Origin of the sequence: Streptomyces sp. (genome assembly GCF_031181705.1) — a bacterium.
In the GTDB taxonomy this organism is placed as follows: Bacteria; Actinomycetota; Actinomycetes; order Streptomycetales; family Streptomycetaceae; genus Streptomyces.
In genome coordinates this window covers 32,735-36,804 of the sequence record NZ_JAPSKN010000043.1, presented here as the reverse complement: position 1 = coordinate 36,804, position 4,070 = coordinate 32,735, and the positions used below count along the sequence as shown (strand labels likewise).

Here is a 4,070-nt window from a genome sequence, read left to right as displayed (position 1 = left end):
CCGTGGCCGTCCGAGTCGTTCGCGCAGGAGTTGCCGAACGCCGGGTTGAGCGCGGCGACCACGTCGACGGTGTTGCCGCAGGCGTTGACCGGCACCTCGAGCGGCGCCTGGATGTTGTTGCCGGACGCGGCGCCCGGAGAGCCCTTGGCGGCTCCCTCGGCGGTCGAGTCGGCGAGGGCGGCGCCGCCGCACAGGGACAGGATGCCCGTCGCGGCCGCTGCCGCGACCATTCCCCTGCTCAGGGTCTGTCGCAATCTCGTTGCCTCCTGCTCGTGGAGTGCTCGTGGAAGTGGGAAAAGCCGGCCCCGGAGCGAACGGTGTTCTCCCGGGGCCGGCCAGGTCGCAGCCGGAGCTGCTCGCGCGTTACCGCGTCAGTCGTTCTTGCACTCGTTGCCGAACGCCGGGTTCAGCAGACCGACGATGTTCACGGTGTTGCCGCACACGTTGATCGGGATGTGCACCGGGATCTGGAGGACGTTGCCCGACAGCACACCCGGGGAACCCACCGCGGCACCCTGGGCGCCGGCGTCCGCCATGGCCGGGCCGGCCATGCCCAGGGCCATGATCGCGCCCGCGACGACAGCAGCGCTCTTCTTCATGAACTTTCCCTTCTCTGCAGTCATGCCTCTTTGTCGGCCGAAGCCGAGCGAGCACAGCCGGAACGGCTCGCACCATGACCTGCAGCCTGCAAACGAGGAATTGGCTTTCGAAGAAACTATGGAACGTGCGACGCAAGGGAATTTCATCCGAATGCCCGGAAGAACCACTGGCACACAACCGGGCGGCCCGCCGTGAATCCATCGGGCCGCCCGGGCTGCCTGCAGGTGCGCTCAGTCGCCGTTCGCCGACAGGACCGACAGGTCCTCGAGGATGTGCGACAGGGCGCCGTCGCGCTTGCTCTGGGTGGAGTTGTCGGCGCACTGCTGAGCGAGGTCGTCCGACAGGATCGGCACGTCCTGGATCGGCACGATGTTGATGACGGCGACGTTGATGTCCTCGAGCCCTGCGCACGGCTTGTTGAGCGTGCCGTCCACGAGCGAGAGCTGGGGGCTCATGTCGCCCTTGGTCGCCGAGTTGCCGAACGACGACGAGGCGCCGTTGCCGTTGGCGACGGACGGTCCGGAGTCGTCTCCGACGGCAAGCGCCTGGGGAGCGGCCGCCACCGACATACCAATGACAGAAGCGGCAGCCGCCGCGGCGACCATTGCCTTCTTGAGCACTTCGCGTTCCTTTCCTAGTAGCGACGCGTGTCCTACGGCCTCATCAACCCGGCGCCAGATGATTGGTTGCGGGTGTTCACCCGCTTGGCCCTCAGCACGGGAATGCGGCCGATAATCACCGGAATGACGAACACACAAACTGTCTCTACATGGGCTGACAGAGTGATAGTGAGAAACTGCGCAGCCCTTGCGGAGTTGACCAGGACGCTCCGGATGACGGGGTTTCCTCAGAAAGGACTGGCTAGTGATCAAGAAGGTTATTGCCACCGCGGCAATCGCCGCTTCCGTCATGGGTGCTTCCGCTGCCGCGGCTCCTCAGGCGATGGCGATCGGTGACGACAGCGGTCCGAACTCCGTGAACGGCAACGGAGCGATGCAGAGTTTCGGCAACTCGAGCACCTACGGGAACATGAGCCCGCAGATGGCGCTGATTCAGGGCTCGTTCAACAAGCCGTGCATCGCCCTCAATGACATCAACGTGCCCGTCGTCAACCTCGTCCCGATCCAGGACATCCCGATCCTGTCGGACGACATGAACCAGCAGTGCGTGGAGAACTCCACCCAGGCCAAGCGCGATGGCGCGCTGGCGCACTTCCTGGAGGACGTGTCGATCCTGTCCTCCAACAGCGAGGACTGACGCCACTGCGAGAGGGAGGGTTCGCCGGGCGGACCGGCGGGCCCTCCCTCGCCGTCTGTCAGCGCCCCGACGCGTACAGCGCCTCGATCTGCTCCGCGTACGCGGCCGTCGCCTCCTGCCGCTTGACCTTCAGAGAAGGGGTGAGCAGCCCGTTCTCCTCGGTGAAGTCGCCGTCGACGAGGGCGAAGGCGCGGATCGACTCGGCGCGTGAGACGGCCTCGTTGGCGTGGTCCACGGCCTTCTGGACGTCGGCGCGCAGGCGTTCGTCGTGGACCAGCTCGGACAGGGGGGTGTCGGCGGGCAGTTTGCGCACCGCGAGCCAGTGGGCGAGGGCGTCGGGGTCGAGGGTGATCAGGGCGGCGACGTAGGGGCGGTTGTCGCCGACGACGAGGCACTGGCCGATGGGCGGGCGGCTGCGCAGGCGGTCCTCCAGGACGGCCGGGGAGACGTTCTTGCCGCCGGTGGTGACGAGGATGTCCTTCTTGCGGCCGGTGATGGTGAGGTAGCCGTCCTCGTCGAGGGAGCCGAGGTCGCCGGTGGCGAACCAGCCGTCGTCCAGCACCTCGCCGGTGGCGGCCGGGTTGTTCCAGTAGGCGGTGAAGACGATGCCGCCCTTGACGAGGACCTCGCCGTCGTCGGCGATGCGGACGGCGGTGCCGGGGACCGGCAGGCCGACCGTGCCGGGGCGCGGGGCCAGGGGCGGGACGACGGTGGCGGCGGCGGTGGTCTCGGTGAGGCCGTAGCCCTCGTAGATCAGGATGCCGGCCGCGTAGAAGAAGAGGTTGAGCTCGCGGTCCAGGGGGCTGCCGCCGCTGATGGCGTAGCGCAGGCGGCCGCCGAGTTCCTTGCGGATGCGGCGGTAGACCAGCAGGTCGTACAGGGCGTGCGCGGCGCGCAGGGCCGGGCCGGGGCCCTTGCCCTTGCCCAGGAACCGGTTCATGTGCGCCTGGCCGAAGCGGACGGCGACGCGGTGCGCGCGGTCGAAGGAGGAGCCGCGGCCGAGCTTCTCGGCGGTGGCGCGGCCGGTGTCGTGGATCTTCTCGAAGAGGTACGGGACGCCGACCAGGAACGTCGGGCGGAACGCCCGGAGGGCCGGGCGGAGTTCGTCCGGTTTGATGCTCGGGAAGTGGCCGATCTCGATGCGGCCCATCAGGCAGGCGATCTGCAGGGTGCGGCCGAGGATGTGCGCGAGGGGCAGGAAGAGGAGCGTCGAGGCGGTCTCGCCGGTGACCTCCTTGAACACGGGGTGCAGCAGTTCGACGGTGTTGGCGGCCTCGGCGTGCAGGTTGGCGTGGGTGAGGACGCAGCCCTTGGGGCGGCCGGTGGTGCCGGACGTGTAGCAGAGGGTGGCGGGGGTGTCGGGGGTCAGGGCCGTGCGGCGCTTGACGACCTCCTCGTCGGTCACGTCCCGGCCGAGGGCGGTGAGGTCGTCGAGGGCGCCGTCGTCGAGGTGCCACACGCGCGGGGGCCGCGGGTGGCCTGCCGTGCCGGTCAGGACCGTGCCGGCGTTCTCGGCCGTTTCCGTGACGACATGACGGGCGCCGGAGTCGCGGACGATCCACTCCACCTGGTCGGCGGAGGAGGTGGCGTAGACCGGGACGGTCTGGCCGCCGGCGGACCAGATCGCGAAGTCCAGGACCGTCCACTCGTAGCGGGTGCGGGACATCACGGCGACGCGGCCGCCCGGTTCGAGGCCGGCCGCGATCAGGCCCTTGGCGACGGCGGTGACCTCGTCGGCGAAGGCGGCCGCGGTGACGGGCTGCCAGCTGCCGTGCCGTTCGCGGCGCAGGACCACGGCGTCGGGCGCCTCGGCCGCGTTGGTGAACGGGATGTCGGCGATGGCGCCGGTCGTGGGGCGCGGCGCCAGGGGCGCCACGCGGGCCTCGCGGACGACGCCCCGTTCGTCCCTGACGGTCTCGGCCCCGGTGCGCAGCGCCAGGCCGGTGCGCTGCTTCGCCCGTTTCAGATCCTTGCGTACGCCCATGACGGCTCCCGGTCGCGGATGAGGCTGACGTGCTGCCGTACTTACTTACTCAGGAGTCAACTTACCCACGCGTAAGAATAGGTCAACGGTCGGGGGTCAGGTCAGGCGGCGTGCGGTGGCGATCGCCTCGGCGAGCCGGCGCGGCGACCCGGCGGTTGTCGTAGCCGATCAGCCGGAACTCCTCGACCGGTCCTCGCGGGAATCGGCGGGGGACCCTCCGTCTGTCTAG

General features: G+C 69.2%; 5 protein-coding genes. 1 reads left to right on the top strand and 4 read right to left on the bottom strand.

Features of this window, described 5'->3' with window-relative positions; translation table 11 throughout:
- The 3 genes from RIN80_RS11665 to rdlA all read right to left on the bottom strand — a co-directional run.
- Positions 1 to 230: chaplin (locus RIN80_RS11665; RefSeq protein ID WP_309095483.1), on the bottom strand; the 230-nt coding region annotated here is incomplete at its 3' end.
- A 141-nt stretch (positions 231 to 371) separates the two neighbouring features.
- On the bottom strand, positions 372 to 623 hold the full coding sequence (locus RIN80_RS11660; RefSeq protein ID WP_309095482.1) for a chaplin: 252 nt from the start codon (positions 621 to 623) through the stop codon (positions 372 to 374).
- A gap of 207 nt (positions 624 to 830) precedes the next feature.
- Complete coding sequence (gene rdlA / locus RIN80_RS11655; protein ID WP_309095481.1) at positions 831 to 1,220, bottom strand: rodlin RdlA; 390 nt, start codon at positions 1,218 to 1,220, stop codon at positions 831 to 833.
- 244 nt (positions 1,221 to 1,464) lie between these two features.
- Here rdlA and RIN80_RS11650 point away from each other — a divergent pair, with 244 nt between their 5' ends.
- Positions 1,465 to 1,857, top strand: coding sequence for a rodlin (locus tag RIN80_RS11650; protein WP_309095480.1), 393 nt, complete (start codon positions 1,465 to 1,467; stop codon positions 1,855 to 1,857).
- Positions 1,858 to 1,915: 58 nt separating this feature from the next.
- Here RIN80_RS11650 and RIN80_RS11645 read toward each other — a convergent pair whose 3' ends face one another.
- Positions 1,916 to 3,841, bottom strand: a complete 1,926-nt coding sequence (locus RIN80_RS11645; RefSeq protein ID WP_309095479.1) for an AMP-dependent synthetase/ligase — start codon at positions 3,839 to 3,841, stop codon at positions 1,916 to 1,918.
- Positions 3,842 to 4,070 lie beyond the last annotated feature (229 nt).